Source organism: Variovorax sp. OV084 (assembly GCF_900111625.1).
In the GTDB taxonomy this organism is placed as follows: domain Bacteria; phylum Pseudomonadota; class Gammaproteobacteria; order Burkholderiales; family Burkholderiaceae_C; genus Variovorax.
The window spans coordinates 38,912-55,110 of record NZ_FOII01000005.1; the positions used below are offsets into that span (position 1 = coordinate 38,912).

The 16,199-nt window shown below is 66.2% G+C and carries 17 protein-coding genes; 11 read left to right on the forward strand and 6 right to left on the reverse strand.

What is annotated here, in order from left to right; translation table 11 throughout:
• The 7 genes from BMW87_RS15290 (at position 1) to BMW87_RS15320 (ending at position 6,373) form a co-directional block, all read left to right on the forward strand.
• On the forward strand, positions 1 to 1,053 hold the full coding sequence (locus BMW87_RS15290) for a transporter (protein WP_093077234.1): 1,053 nt from the start codon (positions 1 to 3) through the stop codon (positions 1,051 to 1,053).
• Positions 1,054 to 1,150: 97 nt separating this feature from the next.
• Positions 1,151 to 2,008, forward strand: a complete 858-nt coding sequence (locus BMW87_RS15295) for a 3',5'-nucleoside bisphosphate phosphatase (protein WP_093058607.1) — start codon at positions 1,151 to 1,153, stop codon at positions 2,006 to 2,008.
• Positions 2,005 to 2,982: a DMT family transporter gene (locus BMW87_RS15300; protein ID WP_093077235.1), complete on the forward strand. Its 978-nt coding sequence runs from the start codon at positions 2,005 to 2,007 to the stop codon at positions 2,980 to 2,982. Before BMW87_RS15295 ends, BMW87_RS15300 begins: the two co-directional genes overlap by 4 nt.
• 15 nt (positions 2,983 to 2,997) lie before the next feature.
• Positions 2,998 to 3,633: an L-threonylcarbamoyladenylate synthase gene (locus BMW87_RS15305; RefSeq protein ID WP_093077237.1), complete on the forward strand. Its 636-nt coding sequence runs from the start codon at positions 2,998 to 3,000 to the stop codon at positions 3,631 to 3,633.
• Positions 3,634 to 3,674: 41 nt separating this feature from the next.
• Entirely contained in the window at positions 3,675 to 4,346 is a 672-nt protein-coding gene (locus BMW87_RS15310) for a site-2 protease family protein (protein ID WP_093077238.1), read from the forward strand.
• Between the two features lie 18 nt (positions 4,347 to 4,364).
• Positions 4,365 to 5,696 (forward strand): tryptophan--tRNA ligase, encoded by a 1,332-nt coding sequence (locus tag BMW87_RS15315; RefSeq protein WP_093077240.1) that lies wholly within the window; start codon positions 4,365 to 4,367, stop codon positions 5,694 to 5,696.
• 74 nt (positions 5,697 to 5,770) lie between these two features.
• Entirely contained in the window at positions 5,771 to 6,373 is a 603-nt protein-coding gene (locus BMW87_RS15320; RefSeq protein ID WP_093058637.1) for a LuxR C-terminal-related transcriptional regulator, read from the forward strand.
• A 147-nt stretch (positions 6,374 to 6,520) separates the two neighbouring features.
• Here the strand turns inward: BMW87_RS15320 and BMW87_RS15325 are convergent, their stop codons facing one another.
• Positions 6,521 to 7,912 carry a surface-behavior sensor histidine kinase ShkS gene (locus BMW87_RS15325; protein ID WP_256216781.1) on the reverse strand — a complete coding sequence of 464 codons (1,392 nt, stop codon included), beginning with the start codon at positions 7,910 to 7,912 and terminating at the stop codon, positions 6,521 to 6,523.
• A 125-nt stretch (positions 7,913 to 8,037) separates the two neighbouring features.
• Here BMW87_RS15325 and BMW87_RS15330 point away from each other — a divergent pair, with 125 nt between their 5' ends.
• The 3 genes from BMW87_RS15330 (at position 8,038) to BMW87_RS15340 (ending at position 9,893) form a co-directional block, all read left to right on the forward strand.
• A complete protein-coding gene (locus BMW87_RS15330) occupies positions 8,038 to 8,436 on the forward strand; it encodes a VOC family protein (RefSeq protein ID WP_093077241.1) in 399 nt (132 codons plus the stop codon).
• Entirely contained in the window at positions 8,430 to 8,831 is a 402-nt protein-coding gene (locus BMW87_RS15335) for a phage holin family protein (protein WP_093058600.1), read from the forward strand. Before BMW87_RS15330 ends, BMW87_RS15335 begins: the two co-directional genes overlap by 7 nt.
• A gap of 117 nt (positions 8,832 to 8,948) precedes the next feature.
• Positions 8,949 to 9,893 carry an alkaline phosphatase D family protein gene (locus BMW87_RS15340; protein ID WP_093077243.1) on the forward strand — a complete coding sequence of 315 codons (945 nt, stop codon included), beginning with the start codon at positions 8,949 to 8,951 and terminating at the stop codon, positions 9,891 to 9,893.
• Between the two features lie 36 nt (positions 9,894 to 9,929).
• Here the strand turns inward: BMW87_RS15340 and BMW87_RS15345 are convergent, their stop codons facing one another.
• The 4 genes from BMW87_RS15345 to BMW87_RS15360 are packed head-to-tail and all read right to left on the reverse strand — an operon-like array spanning position 9,930 to position 14,605.
• Positions 9,930 to 11,045 (reverse strand): ABC transporter substrate-binding protein, encoded by a 1,116-nt coding sequence (locus BMW87_RS15345; RefSeq protein WP_093077244.1) that lies wholly within the window; start codon positions 11,043 to 11,045, stop codon positions 9,930 to 9,932.
• Positions 11,046 to 11,073: 28 nt separating this feature from the next.
• The gene (locus BMW87_RS15350) at positions 11,074 to 12,162 is read right to left on the reverse strand and encodes an ABC transporter permease (RefSeq protein WP_093058597.1); all 1,089 of its coding nucleotides are present in this window, start codon (positions 12,160 to 12,162) and stop codon (positions 11,074 to 11,076) included.
• Entirely contained in the window at positions 12,159 to 13,685 is a 1,527-nt protein-coding gene (locus BMW87_RS15355; RefSeq protein WP_093058596.1) for a sugar ABC transporter ATP-binding protein, read from the reverse strand. Before BMW87_RS15355 ends, BMW87_RS15350 begins: the two co-directional genes overlap by 4 nt.
• Complete coding sequence (locus tag BMW87_RS15360) at positions 13,682 to 14,605, reverse strand: SMP-30/gluconolactonase/LRE family protein (RefSeq protein WP_093077246.1); 924 nt, start codon at positions 14,603 to 14,605, stop codon at positions 13,682 to 13,684. Before BMW87_RS15360 ends, BMW87_RS15355 begins: the two co-directional genes overlap by 4 nt.
• Positions 14,606 to 14,883: 278 nt before the next feature.
• On the opposite strand from BMW87_RS15360, the gene BMW87_RS15365 reads away from it, so the two are divergent.
• A complete protein-coding gene (locus BMW87_RS15365) occupies positions 14,884 to 15,894 on the forward strand; it encodes a LacI family DNA-binding transcriptional regulator (RefSeq protein WP_093077247.1) in 1,011 nt (336 codons plus the stop codon).
• Positions 15,895 to 15,913: 19 nt separating this feature from the next.
• Here BMW87_RS15365 and BMW87_RS15370 read toward each other — a convergent pair whose 3' ends face one another.
• Positions 15,914 to 16,198: a hypothetical protein gene (locus tag BMW87_RS15370; RefSeq protein WP_143042651.1), complete on the reverse strand. Its 285-nt coding sequence runs from the start codon at positions 16,196 to 16,198 to the stop codon at positions 15,914 to 15,916.
• Between the last annotated feature and the right edge of the window lies 1 nt (position 16,199).

A 16,199-nucleotide genomic window follows, 5' to 3' on the forward strand; every position in this document is an offset into this window, starting at 1 on the left:
TTGTCGGCATTCCATGACCTCGCCTCCCAGTCTTACGGAGGCGACGAAGCCGGACTGATCTCCGGCTACCTGTTCGACGCCTCCGCACCCGAGCCCGCGCGGGTCATCGACTCCGCGCAGGCGGCGGCATGGCTGGTCGAACAACGCGACAAAGGCGATGAAGGGAGCGGCGAAGAGAACCCCTCCTACGTCTGGCTGCACTTCAACCTGAGCCATGCGCATGCCGAGCGCTGGCTGGTGCGGCACGCGAACCTCCCGGACACCTTCTACGAGACGCTGCACGAAGGCCTGCCCTCCACGCGCATCGAACGCGCCGACGATTCGCTGATCGCCGTCATCAACGACGTGCACTTCGAATTCAGCTTCGAGCCCTCCGACATCTCCACGCTGTGGATCAGCGTGGGCCCGCGCCTCGTGGTCACGGCGCGCACCAAGCCGCTGCGCTCGGTCGACACGCTGCGCACGGCCGTGAAGGCGGGCGACGCGCCGCGTTCGAGCACCGAGCTGCTCGAACACCTGCTGCGCGCGCAGGCCGACGTGCTGGTGAAGATCGTGCGCGGCGTCACCTCGCGCATCGACCGCATCGAAGACGAACTGCTCGCCGGCCGCCTCGACCACAAGCGCGCTCGGCTGGGCGTGCTGCGGCGGCTGCTGGTGCGGCTGCAGCGACTGCTCGCGCCCGAACCTGCCGCCCTGTTCCGCCTGCTGCAAGGGCCTCCCGCCTGGATGGCCGAGCCCGACGCGCAGGCGCTGCGCGGCTCGACCGAGGAGTTCTCGGTGGTGCTGCGCGACATGCAGGCGCTGCAGGAGCGCATCAAGCTGCTGCAGGAAGAAATAGCCGCCAACGTGAACGAGGACAACAACCGCAGCCTGTTCGTGCTGACGGTGGTCACGGTGCTGGCACTGCCGATCAACATCCTGGCCGGCCTGTTCGGCATGAACGTCGGCGGCATTCCGCTGGCCGACCACAAGCACGGCTTCTGGATCGTGGTGGCAATCGTCGCAAGCTTCACCGCGGTGGCGGCCTGGGCGGCTTTTCGCAAGAAGCGCTGAGCCGCATGCAGCGGCACAGTAATGCTATTTATTTAATAGCAACTTGCACAGCATCCATGCGCCCGCATCGATGTTCCAGACCCCATAGAATGCGAGGGTGTCCTCCATTCTCAATGCCGATCTTCACTGCCACTCCGTGGTCTCCGACGGCACACTGACGCCCGAAGAACTGGCCGCGCGCGCGGCTGCCAACGGGGTCGAGCTCTGGGCCCTCACCGACCACGACGAGGTCGGCGGCCAACACCGCGCAGCAGCAGCAGCCCGTGCAAACGGCATGCGCTACCTCACCGGCACCGAGATCTCGGTGACCTTCGCGGGCGAAACGGTGCACATCGTCGGCCTGGGCTTCGATGCCAACGACGCAGCGATGTCGCAAGGCCTCTACGACACACGCGGCGGCCGCGGCAAGCGCGCGCAGGAAATGTCCGAAGGTCTGGCCAAGGTCGGCATCCACGGTGCATACGAAGGCGCGCTCAGGTTCGTCGGCAACCCCGAACTCATTTCGCGCACGCACTTCGCGCGCTTTCTCGTCGAGCAGGGCCACTGCCGCGACACGCCCGAGGTGTTCCGCAAGTTCCTCACCGAAGGCAAGCCCGGCTACGTGCCGCACCGCTGGGCCTCGCTGAAGGACGCCGTGCACTGGATCACCGCAGCCAAGGGCATGGCCGTGATCGCTCACCCTGGCCGCTACAAGTTCACGGCCAACGAGGAATACGCGCTGTTCCTCGAATTCAAGGCGCATGGCGGCAAGGCGATCGAGGTCGTCACCGGCAGCCACACGCCGGCCGAATATGTCGAGTACGCCGACAAGGCGCTCGAATTCGATTTCGCCGCCTCGCGCGGCAGCGATTTCCACAGCCCCGACGAGAGTCATTGCGATCTCGGCAAGCTGCCGCCGTTGCCTGGCGCGCTCACTCCTGTGTGGGAACTGCTCGGCGACCGCATCCAGCAGTGAGCCAGAACCCCGGGACCGGCATCGACAACGCGGCAACCGTTGCGCTGGCGAATGCGCGCCTTGCGGCGCAAAAGACGCGCGACACCGAATCGGGCCGCATCCTCGCGGGTATCGGCCTTGTGCTGGTGGCCGTGGCCTGCTTCGCCACGCTCGACACCGCAACCAAGGCATCCACCGCAGGCGTGCCCATCCTCATGGGCGTGTGGTTCCGCTACGCATTCCAGGCCGTGGCCACCACGGCCGTGCTCCTGCCGCTGCATGGCACGGCGCTGCTGCGCACGCGGCACCCGCGCTACCAGTTGCTGCGCGGTGCGCTGCTGCTGGTGTCGAGCACGCTGGCCTTCCTCAGCCTGCGCTACATGCCGCTGGCCGAGTTCACGTCGATCGTGCTGATTGCGCCGCTGGTGATCACGCTGCTGGCCGCCACCACGCTCAAGGAATATGTGTCGCCGCTGCGCTGGGTGCTGGTGGCGGGTGGCTTCATCGGCACGCTGGTCATCCTGCGACCGGGCGGCGAGGCCTTCAGCTGGGCCATCCTGCTGCCGATCGGGCTGGTGCTGACCAATGCGTGGTTCCAGGTGCTCACGAGCAAGCTCGCGCAAACCGAGAACCCGCTCACGATGCATTTCTATACCGGCTGGGTCGGCGCGCTGATTGCATCGCTCGCAGTGCCCTTCGTGTGGACCGAGCTGGAGTCGTGGCATTGGTGGGCGCTGCTGTGCCTGATGGGCTTCATGGGCACGGTGGGTCACTTCATCCTGATCCTGGCCTACCAGCGCGCGCCGGCATCCACGCTCACGCCTTATCTTTATGCCCAGATCGCTTTTGCCATGCTCGGCGGCTGGCTCATCTTTTCCCAACTGCCCGACCGTTACTCGCTCATCGGCATGGCGATGATCGCGGTCTGCGGTGCGGCCGGTGCGTGGCTTACGGTGCGCGAGCGCCGCGTGCCTATCGAGCCCGCCGAATCCTGATCCGGAGTTTTTTTCATGGCCCAGTACTTCGAAGTCCACCCCGAGAACCCGCAGCAGCGGCTGCTGAAGCAGGCCGTCGCGCTGCTCGAGCGCGGCGAGATCATTGCGGTGCCCACCGACTCCAGCTATGCGCTGGCCTGCCATCTCGACGACAAGGACGCGGTAGACCAGTTGCGCCGCATTCGCCAGGTCGACGAGAAGCACCACCTCACGCTGCTGTGCCGCGACTTGAGCGAGCTGGCCAACTACGCACGCGTCGACAACAAGCAATACCGCCTGCTGAAGGCGGCCACGCCAGGCCCCTACACATTCCTGCTCGAAGCCACCAAGGAAGTGCCGCGCCGCGTGAGCCATCCGCAGCGCAAGACCATCGGCCTGCGCGTGCCTGATCACAAGGTGCTGCTGGAGCTGCTGTCGCTGCACGGCGCACCGCTGCTGGCCACCACGCTGATCGCACCGGGCGAGACCGAGGCGCTGAACGACGCGCAGATCATCCGCGAGCGCTTCGAGAAGCAGATCGCCGGCGTCATCGACGCAGGCGCCTGCCCGTCGCAGCCGACCACGGTGGTCGACCTCACGCCCATGGGCACTGGCGACGAGCCGGTCGTGGTGCGCCAGGGACGCGGTGCATTGGCTGTGCTCGGCCTCTGAAATCGGGGCTGAGAACCACTCCCGTCTGACACAATCGCCCAGTGGATATTTCCAACCTGATACAGACCGTACTGATCTACGCGCTGCCCGTGATCTTCGCGATCACCGTGCACGAGGCAGCGCACGGCTATGTGGCTCGCCATTTCGGCGACAACACGGCCGAGGTCATGGGGCGCGTCACCCTCAACCCGATGAAGCACATCGACCCCATCGGGACCATCCTGATGCCGCTGATGCTGTACTTCGCGACCTCGGGTGCGTTCCTGTTCGGCTATGCCAAGCCGGTGCCGGTCAACTTTGGGCGGCTGCGTCATCCGAAGCGCGACATGGTGTGGGTCGCGCTGGCCGGGCCGGCCTCCAATTTCGTGCAGGCGATCTTGTGGGCGCTGGTGCTGGTGGCGCTTGTTGCCGCTGGCGTGAGTGAATCCTTTTTCATCAAGATGGCGCAGGGCGGCATCCTCGTCAACCTCGTGATGTGGGCCTTCAACCTGTTCCCGCTGCCCCCGCTCGACGGCGGCCGCGTACTGGCTGGCCTGCTGCCCAACGGACAGGCGCAGATGTTCCTGGCACGCATCGAACCGTACGGCTTCTTCATCGTGATGGGCCTCGTCATTGCGGGCGTCGTCAGCACATACTGGCTGCGACCGCTGATGGACGTGGGCTACTTCGTCATCAACCTGATCATCACCCCGCTCAAGGCGTTGCTGCTCTAAGTCTTCTTTCTTCGTCCCATGGCTCCGTCTCCTCAAGCTCCCCTGCGCGTCCTGACCGGCATCACGCCGTCGGGCACGCCTCACCTCGGCAACTACGTCGGTTCGATCCGCCATTCGGTGCGGCAAAGCGTCGCGCCCGGTGTGCGGAGCTTCTTCTTCCTGGCCGACTACCACGCGCTCATCAAGGTGCAGGAGCCGGCACTCATCCAGCGCTCCACGCTCGAGATTGCCGCCAGCTGGCTGGCCTGCGGGCTCGACCCCGAGCGCGTCACCTTCTACCGCCAGTCGGACATCGTCGAGATCCCCGAGCTGACCTGGTTCCTCACCTGCGTCACCGGCAAGGGCGTGCTCAACCGCGCACATGCATACAAGGCACAGCTCGACAAGAACGTGGCCAAGGGCGAGGACCCTGATGCCGACGTGACGGCCGGCCTCTTCATGTACCCGGTGCTCATGGGCGCGGACATCCTGATGTTCAACGCCCACAAGGTGCCCGTGGGCCGCGACCAGGTGCAGCACATCGAGATGGCGCGCGACATGGCGCAGCGCTTCAACCACCTGTACGGCGATCACTTCACGCTGCCCGAAGCCGAGATCGACGACGCCGTGGCCACCCTGCCCGGCCTCGACGGCCGCAAGATGAGCAAGAGCTACGGCAACACGATCCCGCTGTTCGCGCCGCGCGCGCAGCTGCAAAAGCAGATCTCCAGCATCGTGACCGACTCGCGCGCGCCCGGCGAGCCCAAGGACACCGAGGGCTCGGCCCTGTTCCAGATCTACCAGGCCTTTGCCAGCGCCGAAGAAACCGAGTCGCTGCGCAAGGAGTACGCCAATGGCATTAGTTGGGGCGACGCCAAGCAGTTGCTGTTCGAGCGCATCGACCATGAAGTGGCGCCGCTGCGCGCGCGCTACGACGCGCTGATGAACGACCCGGCAGAGATCGAGCGCATCCTGCTCATCGGCGCCGAGAAGGCGCAAGCCCTGTCGAAGCCGTTCATGGCCAGCCTGCGCCACGCGGTCGGCCTGCGCAATCTCGCGGCCGGCAAGGACAAGGGCGCAGCCAAGGCTGCCAAGGTCGCGAAGCCAAGTTTCAAGCAGTACCGCGAAAAGGCGGACGGGCTTTTCTATTTCAAGCTGTTGGATGCGCGCGGCGAAACCCTGCTGCAAAGCCGTGGATTCACGTCGCCGCAGGAAGCGGGCCGTACCATCGCGGTCTTGCAGGCGCAGCGCGGCGAAGCATTGACCACGCTGGCCAGCCAGCTGGAACCCATCGACACAGAAGGAACACGCGCCGTCACCGAGGCGCTGGAGGCCCTGACGGAGGCAACACCCACAACGAGCGGGAGTTGATCCGGCAAAGCCCATCGGCTTATCCGCCGATGAGCAGGAAGAGAGAAGACGGTGCGATCACAAAGGAAGAAAACATGAGCATTTATGTCATCGACGACCACCCCCTGATGCGCGACGCGATCGTGATGGTCTTGCGGCGATTGCGTCCGGCCGAGAACATCGTCGAGCTCGAGCGCCTCGACAAGCTCGCGAGCTCGGTGCAGCAGCGTGGTGCGCCCACCCTCTTCTGCCTGGACCTGAAGCTCCCGGACACCAATGGCGTGTCGGGCGTGATCGCGGTCAAGCAGGTCTATCCGAACGTGCCCATTGCCGTGTATTCGGCGGCACCTTCCGCGGACATGGAGGACGCCTGCATCGAAGCCGGCGCAGACACCTATATCGAGAAGTCGGCCAGTTCCAACGAGCTGGCGGCTGCCTTGCGAGGCCTGCTGATGGCAGGCTCGGAAGATGAAGCCGACGAGATGCCAGCCGCCAACAGCGGCAAGCTGTCGAAGCGGCAGACGCAGCTGATCGCCATGCTCGACAAGGGCATGAGCAACCGCGACATCGCCACCGACCTGGAGATCAGCGAGCACACGGTGAAGGTGCACCTGTGGCGCCTGTTCCGCAGGCTCGGCGTGAAGAGCCGTACCCAAGCTCTGCACTACGCACGCACCAACGGTTTGCTGTCGGGATAACTCTGGCTAACCCCCAGGCTTCGCGCACTTCGTGTCGCTTCGCCTCCCCCTTGCAGGGGGCAACACCTGAGGCCCGGCAAAGCCGGCTCCTCGGTGTTTCTGGAATTTAAAAAACCGCGCATGAGCGCGGTTTTTTTATGAGGGCTCTCAGCCGCCCGAGGCGCTCACGCGGGCTTGCGCCACTGCCTCATCGGCGTCGTGCAGCGCCACGCGGAACACGCTGCCGCTGCCCAGGCGCGAACGCACGCTGACGGGATGGCCCAGCACGTGCGACAGCCGCGCGACGATGGCAAGGCCCAGGCCGAAGCCGTCGGAGGTGCCGGCATGGTCCGCCACCTTGTAGAACTCCAGGAACACGTCGCGCAGATGCTCGGGCGCGATGCCGATGCCGGTGTCCCACACTTCCACGCGCAGGCCGTCGCGTGTCTGCCGCGCCGCCAGCAGCACGCCGCCTTCGGCCGTGTACTTGATGGCGTTGGCCAGCAGGTTGCCGATCATGCGGCGCACGCGGATCGGGTCGGTCAGGAACGAGCCCTCGCACACGTGCACACGGAAGTCGAGGCCGCGGCTCTCTGCCACCGGGCGGTACTGCAGTTCGAGGTCGTGCAGCAGCTCGGGCACGTCGACGCGCTCCACATGCAGGCGCACCTGGCCCGAGTCGATGCGCGCCAGGTCGAACATGGAGTCGAACAGCGCATTCACCGCATGCGTGGCGCGCACGATCTTCGGCGCGAGCTCCAGCACCAGCTCAGGCTCGTTGCGCAGCCAATCGGCGTACAACGAAAGTGCCAGCACCGGCTGGCGCATGTCGTGCGCTGCACTGGCCAGGAAGCGATTCTTCATGGCCACGGCCGACACCGCCGCCTGACGCTGCTGGGTCAGCGACTTGATCAGGATGTGGTTGTGGAACAGCAGCTCCAGGCTGTTGCGCGCCGTCTCGTGAATGTGCCGCCCCGCCCGCAGCAGCAGGAACCAGTGAAGGATCGGCAGGATCGGCATCAGGTAGCCGTACTGGAACTGCGGATGGTGCAGCGCGATCGACGCCAGGCGTATCACCACCGCGCCCAGCATCGTGATGAACAGCGTGTTGACGTAGCGCTTGAGCAGCGGCGGATGCAGCGCCAGCCCGTTGAGCGGGAAGGTGCCCACACCGGCCACGATGAGCCAGCTCATGAACTGATTGACCTGCGGCGTGCGCTCGAAGAACAGCAGCACCGACAAGCCCCACACCACCGCGCTGGTGCTCCAGACGAAGCCGTAGCGCTCGGTGAACTGCTGCTGCGCCGCCGCGCTGCGCCCCGCATAGCGCACCGCATAGACCCGCGCGCCCCATGCGCGGCACGCGGTGGCAATAAGACCGGCTACGAGCCACGTGAGCAGCTCCCAGCGGGGCACGTAGGCCCAGTTCAGGCCGACCATCGCGGGCATCAGCGCGGCCGAGACAAAATACGAGCCCCGCGCGGAGCGCATCAGGCTGCGGATGAGTTCGCCGCGCACCCACGATTCGGCCTCGTCGGCCGAAGCCGGGGCGGGGGTCATGCTGGCGATAGACGCGTTGGCCATAAGAGCGGCGATCTTAACGGCGTCCTCGCCATTGTTTCCTAGGGTAACAATCGAAAACAGCGTTCAACAATTCAAACGCTAACCAGGAAGAATTCACTCGCATGCTTTCCCATGTCTACATCGGCGCGAACGATTTCGAACGCGCCTTTTCTTTCTATTCGGCGCTCATGGGCGAGCTCGGCCTCAAGCTGAGGTTTCGCGACGACGGCAAGCCCTGGGCCGGCTGGCAAAGCCCTGATGCGCCCCGCCCGCTCTTCCTGGTGGGTACCCCGTACGACGACCAGGCCGCCTCGCCCGGCAACGGACAGATGGTGGCGCTGATGGCCGCCGACCGGGCCACGGTGGACCGCGCCCATGCCACCGCCCTCGCGCACGGCGGCGTGTGCGAAGGCCCGCCCGGCCTCAGGCCGCACTACCACCCGGACTACTATGGCGCCTACTTCCGCGATCCGGACGGAAACAAACTCTGCGTCTGCTGCCACACACCAAACCCATGCTGAACAACCTGACTCCCTTCCTCATCCACTGGGCCATCACCGCCATCTCGCTGTGGGTGGCCAGCCACCTGTTTCGCGGACTCAAGTTCGACAGCACCGGCGCGCTGGTGGTCTCGGCGCTGCTGCTGGGCCTGGCCAACGCCGTCGTCAAGCCGCTGCTGATCGTGCTCACGCTGCCGCTGACGCTGGTGACCTTCGGGCTGTTCCTGCTGGTCATCAACGCGCTGATGATCCTGCTGGTGGCGGCGCTGGTGAAAGGCTTCAAGGTGTCGGGCTTCTGGACCGCGCTGTTCGCGAGCATCTTCATCTCGCTGCTGAGCATCGCCATCGGCTCGTTCGTGACGAGCGACGACCCGGCCGAGAAGGTGCAGATGCCGCAGAGCGGCAACTGGCTCTGAACTGAGCGCGCACGCCTGGGCACACGGCGCCATCCCATGTTTTGCGGAGAGACAACGCGCAAGGGCTGCCTATGATCCGCCTCACCCGGCATACAGACCGGTGAATGAGGAGCCCCCATGAAGATCGCCTTCACGTCGTGCATGAACTTCAAGTCCGGCCCCGACGGCTACCAGCACGTCTGGGACCGCATCGCGCAGGAGCAGCCGGACTACCTGTTCCTGCTGGGCGACCAGATCTACATGGATTTCTTTCCCGACCTGGGCGAACCGTCCAAGTGGGACGCCGCCAAGTTCGCCGACGTGATGCAGGGAAAGTACGAAGCGCAATGGAACGTGCCGAATTTCAAGGCGCTGCGAACCGCGCTGCGCCAGCGGCAGGACAACGGCGGCGGCGTGTACGGCACCTGGGACGACCACGACTTCGCCTGGAACAACGCGCACGGCTCGGACGTCAAGGCGCCGGTGAAGCAGGAGACCCGCCGGCTGTTCACCAAATACATGGAGATCGAGCAGCTGCGCAACCCCGCGCACCTCGACCCCAAGATCGACGGCATCTATTACTCGGTGCCCCTGATGCACCAGCAGCAGCGCATCGGCAAGGCGATTTTTCTCGACACCCGCTGGTACAGCAAAGACCCCGGCGACGCGAGCCCGCTGCTCGGGCAGAAGCAGCTCGACTACCTCAAGCAGGAGCTGGCCAACGAGCAAGGCTACGTGCTGATCTGCGCCGGCATGCCGATCCGCGCAACCGGCAACGGCTGGATGCGCTACCGCGACGACTACGCGAAGTTCCGCGAGATCATCTACAAGCGCAACGTGATCTTCCTGACCGGCGACATCCACGAGAACGCGTTCCTGCCGCCGGCCGGCGAGACGAAGATGTTCGAGGTCGTCTCCTCGGGCGCCTTCGTCACCAAGTACTACTACACCGGCGAGCGCGAGAACTTCGGCATCCTCGAATACTCGCCAGCGAGCACCGACATCAAGCTGTTCGACAAGCGCGGGCTCGGAAGGCACAACGTCATCGACAACGCCACCTTCGTGCACAAGGAGATCCGGTGAAGGCACCTGGGGTGCCTCTCGGCACCCTTGCGGCAGTCACTTGCCCCACACGGTCTTGTACTGCGTGCGATAGCCGTTGTCCGGGTCGAACACGTTCTTCGGCCCGCCGTCCTTGCCTACGTTGCCCACCGTCACCAGATGCACCTTGGGCACGTAGCCCGACCACTTCTCCTTGGCGAAGGCGCGGTTGAGTTCGTCCACGATCTGCCAGCCCTGCATGTTCAGCGGCTCCGGCACCGTGCCGGCCTGGAAGCGCTGCGTGCGGATGCGCTGGTAGGCCGCCTCGGAGCCGTCGCCGGCCGACACGGCCTTGGGCGAGCCATCGCCCTTCTTGCCTGCCGCCGTGAGCGAGGGGCCCATGAAGTCGAAGTACAGGTCGTTGATGGCCAGCGAGTGCGTCCACTTGTCGCCGAAGCGCTGCAGCAGCGAGGTGGTGAGCTGCGGCATGCGGGTGGAGCTTTCGGCGATGGGGCTGTCCTCGAAGCTCAGCACGGTGCAGCCGCCGCACTTCTTGATGACGGCCTCCATGGCGCGCGCCTTGTACAGCGCAATGGCGTACTGCGAGTCGGTGAAGATCACCACGCCGGCCTTGCCGCCCGAATCGGCCACCACCCACGAGGCGGCGACGTCGGCCACGTCGTCGGTCACGGTGGTCACGTTGGCGTACAGGCCCGCCTTGTCGTTCGGGCCCGGCTGCTCGCCCGAGTGCCAGCCGACCAGCGGAATGCCCGACTTCGCGGCGCCCGCGAACGCAGCCTTCTGCTCGGTGGTGTCGAAGCCGCCGACCACGATGCCCGCCGGCTTGACGGCCAACGCCTGGTTGAGCGCGGCGGTGCGCCCGCTCACGGTGCCCTGCCCGTCGATGACGCGCACCGTCCAGCCGATGGCGCGGGCTGCTTCTTCCACGCCCTTGCTGACGCCGACGATGCCGCCGTTTTTCATGTCGCCCGCGACGAAGACGATGGTCTTTCCGGCGCTGGCCTTGGGGCCGGTGGTGGGGCCGTCCCACTTTTCCTTGGTCATGGTCGCGATCTCGACCTTCTTCTTCGCAACATCGAGAAAGTCATCGGCCATGGCCTTGGGTGCCAGCGTGGCGGCGCACAGGGCCAGCACGGCAGCGGCGACGGTGCGTGCGGGAACACTCTTCTTCATGCTTGTCTCCAGTCGTTGTGATGAGCCGTCATTCCGACGGCGTTGAGGGAACGGGTTGCGCGTGATCGAGCTGCCGCTCGGCAATGCGCCGCTTGATCGAACGGTTGCGCCGCTGTTGCGCCCAGCCCGCGATGCCGATGGACACCAGCAGCGTCAGGCCGTTGAAAAGCGGCTCCACATAGAAGGCGCCGCCGAACTGCTGGATGCCCGAGATGCCGATGGCAAGAATCGCCACGCCAACCAGCGTGCCCCACACGTTCACTCGGCCGGGCCGGATGGTGGTCGAACCAAGGAACGCACCCACCAGCGCAGGCAGCAGGAATTCGAGCCCCACGCTCGCCTGCCCGATCTGCAGCCGCGAAGCCAGCAGCACGCCCGCAAAGCCCGACAGCAGCCCCGACGCGACGAACGCGCCCATCACATGCCTGCGCACCGAAATGCCGTTGAGCTGCGCCGCCTTCGGGTTCGCGCCAATGACATACAGCGCGCGGCCCAGCGGCGTGAACTCGGTGACGACCCACAGCGTGACGCTCACCGCAAGCACATAGAACGCGCCCACCGGCAGCCCCAGCAGGTTGCCGCCCGCGATGCCGACAAAACCGTCGGGCAACTCGCCCACCACCTGCCGCCCGCCGCTGTGCCACATGGCCACCGCGTAGATCACGGTGCCCGTACCCAGCGTGGCGATGAACGAATCGATCTGCGCCAGTTCGACCAGCAGTCCGTTGAGCACGCCGAACAGCGCCGCGCACGCCAGTACCACCAGCACTGCCGCCGGCCACGGCAGGCCGAGCTGCGTCTGCAGGCTGATCGCGAGGATGTGCCACAGCACAATGCCGTAGCCCACCGTGAGATCGATCTTGCCGGTGATCATCGGGATGGTCGCGGCCAGTGCCAGCAGTGCAATCACCGACTTGTCGGCCAGGATCGCGCGCAGGTTGAACAGCGTCGGAAAGGTGTCGGGCAGCAGCAGCGAGAACAGCAGCGCCAGCGCCGCCATCAGCACCACGAGCCCGTAGACCGGCATTGCGCGGCCGATGCTCTGCGCCAGGGAAATGGCCTCGCCGTCGAGGGACTTGTCGGGCTCCAGCGCCGTGGACCGGATGGAACTGCTCATGCGTGAATCTCCTCGCGCGTTGCCGCGCCTGCTGCCAATGCCAATAGCTTTTCGACCGTGATCGCGTCGCCCGTGAGTTCGGCCGCGATCAGGCCGTCGCGGAACACGAGCACGCGGGTACACACGGTCGCGATTTCCTCGAAGTCGGTGGAGACCACGACCAGCGCCGTGCCAGCCTCGGCGCGCTCACGCAGCACGCCGTAGATCTGCCGCTTGGCGCCAACGTCAACGCCTGCGGTGGGCTCTTCGAGCACTACCAGCGGCTTGTCCAGGTGGAACCAGCGCGCCAGCACCACCTTCTGCTGGTTGCCGCCGGAGAGCTGCTGCACTTCGGCGGACGGCGCGGGCGGATTGACGTCGAAGCGCCGGATGAGCGCGAGTGCCTGGTCGTTCTCCCGGCGCGGGCGGTCGAAGGCAAGGCCGCGGTCGCCATGCAATGCGGCGTTGGGAAAGAGGTTCTCCAGCACGGTCATCGAACCGGCAAGGTTTTCTTCAAGGCGCTCGCCGGCAACGTAGGCCACGCCGGCGCGGATGGCGTCGGCGGAACACGTGAAGGCGCATGCGTTGCCGAGCAGTCGCATGCGGCCGGCCGACAGCGGCTCGCGGCCGAAGATCGCGCGGCTGATGGCCTCGTGGCCCGCACCGCGCAGGCCGACGAGACCCAGCACTTCGCCGCGGTGCACGGCGAGGCTCAACGGGCCGGCGTTGCCGCTGGCCGCGCCGTCGAGCTGCAGCACAGGCTCGCTGCTCCCGGGTTCAGGTGCCTTCGCCTTCTGCACCGAAGCCGACAGCGCCTTGCCCACGATCAGCCCGACGAGTTCGCCCTCGTTCGTCTGCGCCGTGTCCTTCACCGCCACCAGCTTGCCGTCGCGCATCACGGCCGCGCGGTCGGAAATGGCCAGCACCTCGTCGAGCCGGTGCGACACGTACAGCATTGCCATGCCCTGCCGGCGCAATTCGCGCAGCACGCCGAACATGCGCTCCACGTCGCTCATCGGAAGGCTGGCCGAGGGCTCGTCGAGCACCAGCAGCCGCGCCTTCACTTCAAGCGCACGGCCGATGGCCAGCAGCGACTTCTCGGCGCGCGTGAGCGAGAACACGCGGCGGCCTGGATCGATGTCGCAGCCCACGCGCGCCATCACGCGGCGCGCCGTGTCGTTCGCGGCGGACCAGTCGATGAGGCCGAAGCGGCGCGGATAACCGGTGCCCAGACCCACGTTCTCGGCAACCGTCATCCATTCGACAAGGCCCAGGTCCTGGTGGATGAACGCAACCGGCTGCTCGCGCCGGTCGCTGCGCCGCCAGTCGGCTTGCGGTCGGCCGTCGAAAAGAATCTCTCCCTGGTCCGCGGGATAGATACCCGCGAGCAGCTTGATGAGCGTGGACTTGCCCGCACCGTTCTCGCCAAGCAGCGCGAGGATTTCTCCGGCGCGCACGTCGAGCGTGACGTTGTCGACCGCCTGCGTGCCGCCGAAGCGTTTGCTGATGCCCTGGAACTGCAGCAAGGCAGAAGCGGCGTTCATGCGCGCACCGCCCCGCGGGTGTTCAGGCGAATGCGGTAGAGCGATGTCGAGGCGCACACGAACAGCTCGTTGCCGTCATTGCCACCGAAGGTCAGGTTGCCCACCTTCTCCGGCACCGCGATGCGCGCCATGCGCGTGCCGTCAGGGTGATAGACCTGCACGCTGTCGGCGCTGCTTGTGTAGACGAAGCCGTGCACGTCGATGCTAAAGCCATCTGCAAGCCCCGGGTTCACGACCGCGAACACGCGCGGGCTGGCAAGGTCCTGCCCGCCGATCACCTCGAAGGCGACGATATGGTGATGCCCCGAGCCGTCGGTGCGCAAGGCGGCCGATGTGTCGCTCACATAGAGGACGCTTTCGTCGGGTGAGAAGGCCAGCCCGTTGGGCTCTTCGACGAAATCGCTCACCGAGCGCAACGCGCCGCTTGCGGGGTCGAAGCGGAACACATGGTTGCGGCCCAGTTCGCTCTGGGCCTTGTGCCCTTCATGGTCGGACACGATGCCGTACGGCGGATCGGTGAACCAGATGCTGCCGTCGCGCTTCACGACGATGTCGTTGGGCGAGTTGAGCCGGCGGCCCTGATAGCGGTCGACCACCACCTCGTCGGCCAGCGGCAGCAGGCCCGGGCCGAAGCGCGTGCGCACGATGGCGCGCTGGCCGTGCGAGCAATGCAGCAAAGCGCCGTCGGCCTCGCGGGTGTGGCCGTTGGTGAACTCCACGCCCTCGCGCCACACGCTCATGCCGCCTTCGGCATGCCAGCGCAGCATGCGGTTGTTGGGAATGTCGCTCCACAGCACCGCGCCGTCTTCGCGCATCCACACCGGGCCTTCGCTCCAGGCGGCGCCGGTGCACAGGCGCTCGAGCGGACCGGCATCGCGGGCGACGGGGGCGAAACGGGAATCGAAGACTTCGATGGTCATGGCCACGGCGCTGGTTTCCCTGAACTTGGGGTTTGCAGTGTGGCACTGGAAAAGATACCGGTAACTTAGGCTTTTCCCGTACGCTGATTGCGCTATTTTTCATTCTTGTAAAAGAATCAATCGCTGTATTCTTTACATACCTAAATCGGCGATTTACAGGTTATCGGTATCTGACCCCGCGTCGCATATCCTCGAACCCGCATTTCCGAGAGAGAAAGAAGCCCTTGCCTCCAAACAAAGCCACCGCTGCTGCCGCCCCCCTCACCCGCCCCGCGACGATGGCCGACGTGGCCGCGCGCGTCGGCGTGTCGAAGATGACGGTGTCGCGCGCGCTCAACCGCGGCGCGAGCAGCGACCGCGTGACCTCCGAGGCGCTGCGCCAGCGCATCCTGCAGGCCTGCGAGGAGATGGGCTACGTCATCGACCAGACGGCACGCACCTTCTCCAGCAAGCGTTCGGGCTTCATCGCGGTGCTGATTCCGTCGCTCAACAACTCCAACTTCTCGGAAACCGCGCAGGGCATCACCGCGGCGGTGGAAGCGCGCGGCCTGCAGCTGCTGCTGGGCTACACCGACTACCGCGTGGAAACCGAAGAGCGCCTGCTGCGCGCCATGCTCGCGCGCCGGCCCGAAGGCGTGATCCTCACGGGCGGCTCGCACACACCCGCCGCGCGCTCGATGCTGCAGGCCGCCGGCGTGCCGGTGGTCGAGACCTGGGACCTGCCCGCCACGCCCATCGAACACACCGTCGGCTTCTCGAACGCGGAGGCCGCGGCCGCGATGGTGCGGCACCTGCACGGCAAGGGCTACCGGCGCATCGCCTTCATCGGCGGCACCTCGAACCGCGACACGCGCGGCGCGGACCGCCAGCGCGGCTATGCGGAGGCGATCCGCGAACTGGGCCTGCCCGACGGCCGCGTCATCAGCTTCGGCCAGCCGCCGATCTCTATGGCGCAAGGCGGCGAAGCAGTGGTGCAACTCGTGCGGCAGTGGCCCGACGTGGATGCGGTGATCTGCGTGTCCGACCTCTCGGCCTTCGGCGCGCTGATGGAATGCCAGCGCCGCGGCTGGAACGTGCCGGGCCGCATCGCGATCGCCGGCTTCGGCGACTTCGAAGTGGCGCGTGCCTGCCACCCGCGCATCACCACCGTGGCGGTGGATTGCGTGGGCATCGGCAAGGCGGCGGGCGAACTGCTGCTGCGTGTGATCGACGGTGCGCGCGAAGGGCACCGGCCGCCTGCGGAGACGGTGATGATCCCGTTCCGCATCGAGCAGCGCGAAAGCTCCTAGGTACCGGGCTTTTCCAGGGTCAGCGAACGCCGGCAACCAGCCGCGCCTCGCTGCACAGCCGCGCGCCGAAGTCTTCGCAGCGCACGTCGAACCCGTAGGCCGCCGCCCGGCGCAGCGCGAAGGCCGTCACGTCGTGCAGGTAGGTGCGCCCTGGCTTGCGCCCTGCCGCGGCGCGGGCCTCGAAGTCGGCCTGGAAATCGCGTGCCCACTCCTCGTAGAGCCGGTAGCGGTCGCAACGGTTGCCGGGGCAGCCCGCCCGCGCCAGCGCCTGCGCGATGTCGACCAGCGGAACCGTGATGGGCATG

Coding starts and splice junctions, on each gene's coding strand:
- BMW87_RS15305 (WP_093077237.1), top strand. CDS start 2,998: ATGGCCCAGTACTTCGAAGTCCACCCCGAGAACCCGCAGCAGCGGCTG.
- BMW87_RS15315 (WP_093077240.1), top strand. CDS start 4,365: ATGGCTCCGTCTCCTCAAGCTCCCCTGCGCGTCCTGACCGGCATCACG.
- BMW87_RS15320 (WP_093058637.1), top strand. CDS start 5,771: ATGAGCATTTATGTCATCGACGACCACCCCCTGATGCGCGACGCGATC.
- BMW87_RS15325 (WP_256216781.1), bottom strand. CDS start 7,912: ATGACCCCCGCCCCGGCTTCGGCCGACGAGGCCGAATCGTGGGTGCGC.
- BMW87_RS15330 (WP_093077241.1), top strand. CDS start 8,038: ATGCTTTCCCATGTCTACATCGGCGCGAACGATTTCGAACGCGCCTTT.
- BMW87_RS15335 (WP_093058600.1), top strand. CDS start 8,430: ATGCTGAACAACCTGACTCCCTTCCTCATCCACTGGGCCATCACCGCC.
- BMW87_RS15340 (WP_093077243.1), top strand. CDS start 8,949: ATGAAGATCGCCTTCACGTCGTGCATGAACTTCAAGTCCGGCCCCGAC.
- BMW87_RS15345 (WP_093077244.1), bottom strand. CDS start 11,045: ATGAAGAAGAGTGTTCCCGCACGCACCGTCGCCGCTGCCGTGCTGGCC.
- BMW87_RS15350 (WP_093058597.1), bottom strand. CDS start 12,162: ATGAGCAGTTCCATCCGGTCCACGGCGCTGGAGCCCGACAAGTCCCTC.
- BMW87_RS15355 (WP_093058596.1), bottom strand. CDS start 13,685: ATGAACGCCGCTTCTGCCTTGCTGCAGTTCCAGGGCATCAGCAAACGC.
- BMW87_RS15360 (WP_093077246.1), bottom strand. CDS start 14,605: ATGACCATCGAAGTCTTCGATTCCCGTTTCGCCCCCGTCGCCCGCGAT.
- BMW87_RS15365 (WP_093077247.1), top strand. CDS start 14,884: ATGGCCGACGTGGCCGCGCGCGTCGGCGTGTCGAAGATGACGGTGTCG.
- BMW87_RS15370 (WP_143042651.1), bottom strand. CDS start 16,198: ATGCCCATCACGGTTCCGCTGGTCGACATCGCGCAGGCGCTGGCGCGG.